The 4,752-nt window shown below is 67.3% G+C and carries 6 protein-coding genes and 1 tRNA gene; 6 read left to right on the plus strand and 1 reads right to left on the minus strand.

Translation table 11 applies throughout. The annotated features are described in order from the left end of the window. The 3 genes from ACXJKH_RS15095 to ACXJKH_RS15105 form a co-directional block, all read left to right on the plus strand. Positions 1 to 690, plus strand: a 690-nt coding sequence (locus tag ACXJKH_RS15095) for a hypothetical protein (RefSeq protein WP_457320471.1), incomplete at its 5' end; no start/stop codon positions are given. Positions 691 to 740: 50 nt separating this feature from the next. Beyond that, positions 741 to 827 (plus strand) — tRNA-Leu (locus ACXJKH_RS15100). 72 nt (positions 828 to 899) lie between these two features. Then, positions 900 to 1,592 carry a glutathione S-transferase family protein gene (locus ACXJKH_RS15105; protein WP_457320473.1) on the plus strand — a complete coding sequence of 231 codons (693 nt, stop codon included), beginning with the start codon at positions 900 to 902 and terminating at the stop codon, positions 1,590 to 1,592. Positions 1,593 to 1,619: 27 nt separating this feature from the next. Here the strand turns inward: ACXJKH_RS15105 and ACXJKH_RS15110 are convergent, their stop codons facing one another. After that, positions 1,620 to 2,066, minus strand: a complete 447-nt coding sequence (locus tag ACXJKH_RS15110; RefSeq protein WP_457320475.1) for a phosphohydrolase — start codon at positions 2,064 to 2,066, stop codon at positions 1,620 to 1,622. 136 nt (positions 2,067 to 2,202) lie between these two features. Here ACXJKH_RS15110 and ACXJKH_RS15115 point away from each other — a divergent pair, with 136 nt between their 5' ends. The 3 genes from ACXJKH_RS15115 to ACXJKH_RS15125 form a co-directional block, all read left to right on the plus strand. After that, a complete protein-coding gene (locus ACXJKH_RS15115; protein ID WP_457320477.1) occupies positions 2,203 to 3,198 on the plus strand; it encodes a TraB/GumN family protein in 996 nt (331 codons plus the stop codon). A gap of 111 nt (positions 3,199 to 3,309) precedes the next feature. Next, positions 3,310 to 3,765: a BLUF domain-containing protein gene (locus ACXJKH_RS15120; protein WP_457320479.1), complete on the plus strand. Its 456-nt coding sequence runs from the start codon at positions 3,310 to 3,312 to the stop codon at positions 3,763 to 3,765. A gap of 296 nt (positions 3,766 to 4,061) precedes the next feature. After that, positions 4,062 to 4,752, plus strand: a 691-nt coding sequence (locus ACXJKH_RS15125; RefSeq protein WP_457320481.1) for a nucleotide sugar dehydrogenase, incomplete at its 3' end; no start/stop codon positions are given.

Raw genomic sequence — 4,752 nt, forward strand, 5'->3', positions numbered from 1 at the left:
GTGCAGGCGAAGGACACCGGGCGGCGCCTGCGCGGTTGGCCGGTCTGGAACCTGATACTGGCCTTCGACAACCTGTCGGGCACGCCGATCCAGGACGAGATGCTGGCCGTGGACAGCAAGCCGCAGCTGCACCGCTTCGCCGTGGGCAACACCCTCGACGCACTGCTCAGCGACGATCCTGGCCGCTACCCGAACCTGCTGCTGGAGGCGGCAATGCCGGAAGTGGACCATGCGCGGGTGATTCGGCGCGGCGTGATCGGTGTGCTCCTGCTGGCGACGCTGCTGGGCTACTACGCGTGGTCGTGGAGCGACCAGAGCCAGGGGCAGGGATGGACCTTCCTCACGCCGTGGCACCCGCTGATCGTCATGCCGGCGAGCCTGTGCGTCTATCTGCTGCTGGGTTGGCTGTTTACCCGCAGGGTCGGGATTGATCGCCGTGCCGAGGCGTTGAACTACCGTGGCGTTGGCACCGAGGCACGGGTCGTGCAGGTGCGCCAGACCGGGGCGGAGGTCAATCAGCAGCCGGAGTTCGAATTCAGCCTGGCGTTCGAGGACCGCCAGGGCCGCGCGCATACCGCTACCGTGCGCAAGGTGATCAGCCTGCTGGACCTGGACCGCATCCCACGCGAGCGAGCGCGCATCCTCTATCACCCCGACGCCCCCACGCAGGTGGGCATGCCCGACCTGTGAGCCGTCGCATTCCCAAATCGGGCCGGATCAGGCACCCTATGCGCGCCGTGGCCCGGATGGCGAAACTGGTAGACGCATCGGACTTAAAATCCGCCGGAGGCAACTCCATGCCGGTTCGATTCCGGCTCCGGGCACCAACAGTGTGACGTAAACGCGGTGGTTTTTGCCGCTAGCATGGCGGTTCCCTTCCTGCCCGCGCAGCGACCGCCATGCTCACCCTCCATATCGGCAACAAGAACTACTCKTCCTGGTCGATGCGCCCGTGGGTGCTGATGACCCAGGCCGGGATCGCGTTCGACGAAGTGTTGCTGCGCTTCGACAGTTTCGATCCGGATTCGCAGTTCAAGCGCCAGGCCACGGCGCTGTCGCCCTCGGCCACGGTGCCGGTGCTGGTGGATGGCGATCTGGTGGTGTGGGACACGCTGGCGATCGCCGAGTACCTGTCCGAACGTTTCCCGGACAAGCACCTGTGGCCCCAGGCGGTGGCCGAGCGCGCACGCGCACGCAGCGTCTGCGCGCAGATGCACAGCGGCTTTGGTGCGTTACGCCAGTACTTCCCGATGAATATCGAGGCGAGCCTGCCCGAGGTCGGCGCGCGCGTGCTGCGCGAGCAACCGGCGGTGGTCGAAGACCTGCAGCGGGTGCAGTCGTTGTGGGAGGACCTGCTCGCGCGGCATGACGGTGCGCTGTTGTTCGATCGTTTCAGTATCGCCGATGCGTTCTTCGCGCCGGTGGTGATGCGTCTGACGACCTATTCGCTGCCGGTCACGCCTCGCGTACAGCGCTACCTGGACGCGGTGCTGGCGCTGGCGGGTGTGCAGCAGTGGGTGGCGGGTGCCCTGGCCGAGCAGGATTTCCGCCCGTTCGAAGAGCCCTACCGGGATGCGCCGACGCCGCGATGACGGGGCGTGCCGCCGCGGCCGGGGTGATCAGGCCGGAGCCGACGGCAGCGCAGCGCCCAGCGCCAGCAGCGCATGCGCGTACTTGTCGGCCAATCGCTGCTGCACGTCGGCCGGCAGGTAGCGCAGGCGGGCCGGGTCGCTGTTGTCGGCGATGTCGGCCAGCTTGACCTTCAACGCCAGCGGGTTGGCGCGGATGGCGGCGTAGTAGTCCTCCGCAGGGAGATCCTTGCGCCGCGTCAGGCACGCCACCGCGGCACGGATGTGCGCGGGGAACGATGCCACCTCGGCGGAGAACGCAGGGCAGTCTTCGACCACGTCGTGCAGCCAGGCCACCGCTTCGGCGTCGGCATCCCCCTGCACGCGGGCAGCCACGCGTGCGACGTGGCCGATGTAGGGCTGGCCGGCCTTGTCGATCTGGCTGGCGTGGGCGCGGCGGGCGAGGGTCTGGGCGTTGCGCAGGGTGTCGATGGGCATTCTCCTTGTGACCGGTCGCTGCATTATGCGTGCGGCGGCCAAACGCAAACTTTACGCAGCCGTGCGCGGGCCCCCGTAGGCTGCGCTCGACCCCCAACACAGGCAAGGCAACATGGCCAGCGCGGCACGGACACGGATGGCAGGCATGCTCATAGCGGCGATGGCGTGCGCAGCGGGAGTGCAGGCGCAGAGCCCGCCCCGTGGCACGCCGCCGACGGTGGTTGATCTGGCACCGGTGGTGGTGTCCGGCGTACAGCCCGGACCGGGCATGTGGAAGGTGACCGCCGGCAACGGGCATGTGCTTTGGATTCTGGGCACGGTGTCGCCGCTCCCGGCCAAGCTGGAGTGGCGTGCCGATGAGGTCCAGGCGGTGATCGCCAGCGCCGGCGAAGTGCTCGGCACCCCGGGCTGGACCGTCGATGCCGACGTCGGCTTCTTCAAGGGCCTGACCCTGTTGCCTTCGGCAATGAAGGCCGCACACGATCCGCAGGGGCGACGGCTGGAGGAGATCCTGCCGGCGCCGCTGTACGCGCGCTGGCTGCCGCTCAAACAACGCTATCTGGGCCGCGACGGCGGGGTGGAAAAGGATCGTCCGCTGGTCGCGGCGACCCGCCTGTATGCCGAAGCGTTGAAGTCGGTCGGGCTCGGCCGCGGCACGCCGGTGTCCGCCATTCTGGACAAGGCCTACAAGGCGCGCGGGTTGAAGCCGGTGGTGACCCGGGTGGTGATCAAGGTCGATGATCCGCGCCAGGCACTCAAGGAAGTGCGCGCCAGCACATTGCAGGACGTGCAGTGCTTCCAGCGCACCCTGGACGTGGTGGAACACCAGTTGCCGCTGCTGGTGGAACGCGCCAATGCGTGGTCGGTGGGCGACACAGAGACGCTGCAGCGGCTGGCGGTGCAGAGCCAGTACGACGCCTGCGTCGGCGCGGTCGCCGACAGCGAGTTCGGCCGGCGCCGTGGGCTGCTGGGCGTGGAGCAGCAGGCGGCCGACAAGTGGCTGCAGGTGGCGCGCGCGGCACTGGCTCGCAACGCGACGACCTTCGCGGTCGTCCCGGTGCATACGCTGGTGCAGCCGGGCGGCTACCTGGCCCGTCTGGAGCAGGACGGCCTCCAGGTGGAAGCGCCCTGAGCCTGCGGCATCTGTACGCAGGTCAGCGTGTGCTGGCGCGCACAGTTCTCATCGACCTGGGTGTACAGCTTCGTGGCATAGTCTGGGTAGTCAACAGGGGGCTACACGAGCATGCCATTGCGTGCGATCGCCTATACCAGCGTCGCCTTTGAAGGGATCCAGGCATCGGATATCGATCGGATCCTGATGGCGGCATCCAGTTTCAACAAGGTGGCCGGCGTCACCGGGGTGCTGATGTTCGATGGCACCCGTTTCCTGCAGTACTTCGAGGGACCCGAAGACGGCGTCGATTCGGTCTACCAGCGGGTGGCCAATGCGCGAAGTCATCTGCACCTGCGCGAACTGGCGCGCGGAACCGTGGCCACCCGGCATTTCCCGCGCTGGACGATGACCTCCGCGGCGATCGAACCGGCTGTGCTCACCGGCATGATCGAACGGCCCTGGGAAGGCTTCAATGTGGCCCCGGGTTTCGACGGGCACGGCCCGGTCGGCTTTGCACGGCTGCTTGAATTGTGGACCGGCGTGTCGGGTGAGCTGGAGCCGGCGGCGGTGATGCTGGGCTCGTAACGGAACGGTTCTTTACTCGTAACACGATTCTCACGAGTGGTTGCCTATTATCTTCCTACCAGCTGTGACCGGTCCTGCGGAAATTCCGTCAGGCTGTTCTGAAAGGGTAGTAACCGCAGCTGGACCACTTGTTGGCCGTCGTCCGTACTCTCCGCGGACGGCGGCTTTGTTCTTTGTGGCGGCGGTGCTCCCGCGTTAGGCTTGTACTACTCGTTCCCTGGCGCAGCCCCCTCCATGAGTTCTTCCTGCTTCCTGCGTTGCGCTTTCCGTGCCGATCCCGCGCGGAGGCGGGGCTGATGGCCGCCGCTGTCGGCGCTGCCGTGCAGGCGCGGATCGCGGTGATCGGGCTGGGCTACGTCGGCCTGCCGCTGACCGTTGCCTTCGGGTGCCGCCAGCCCACAGTGGGCTACGACATCGATCGTGCGCGCGTACAGGAACTGCAGCGCGGCCACGACCACACCCTGGAGATGGAGCCGCACGAACTGGCGGCGGCGGTGCAGGCGCGTTACAGCCACGACCCGGCCGAGCTGGTCGATTGCAACGTCTATATCGTGACCGTGCCGACCCCCATCGACGCCTTCGAGCAGCCGGACCTTGCACCGCTGCGCAGCGCCTCCACGCTGATTGCCAACGTGCTCAAGCCGGGCGATCTGGTCATCTACGAATCCACCGTGTACCCGGGCACCACCGAAGAAGTGTGCGTGCCGCTGCTGGAAGCCGGTTCTGGCCTGCGCTTCAACGAGGATTTCTACTGCGGCTACAGCCCGGAGCGGATCAACCCGGGGGATCGCCAGCGGCGCCTGGCGGACATCCGCAAGATCACCTCCGGGTCGACCGTCGAGGTCGCCGCGGTGGTCGATGCGCTTTACGCCGGGATCATCACCGCCGGCACCTGGCCGGCACCGTCGATCCGCGTGGCCGAAGCGGCCAAGGTGATCGAAAACATCCAGCGCGACGTCAACATCGCGCTGGTCAACGAGCTGGCGT

It is taken from the genome of Stenotrophomonas sp. P5_B8, from assembly GCF_054049855.1.

Coding starts and splice junctions, on each gene's coding strand:
- ACXJKH_RS15110 (WP_457320475.1), bottom strand. CDS start 2,066: ATGCCCATCGACACCCTGCGCAACGCCCAGACCCTCGCCCGCCGCGCC.
- ACXJKH_RS15115 (WP_457320477.1), top strand. CDS start 2,203: ATGGCAGGCATGCTCATAGCGGCGATGGCGTGCGCAGCGGGAGTGCAG.
- ACXJKH_RS15120 (WP_457320479.1), top strand. CDS start 3,310: ATGCCATTGCGTGCGATCGCCTATACCAGCGTCGCCTTTGAAGGGATC.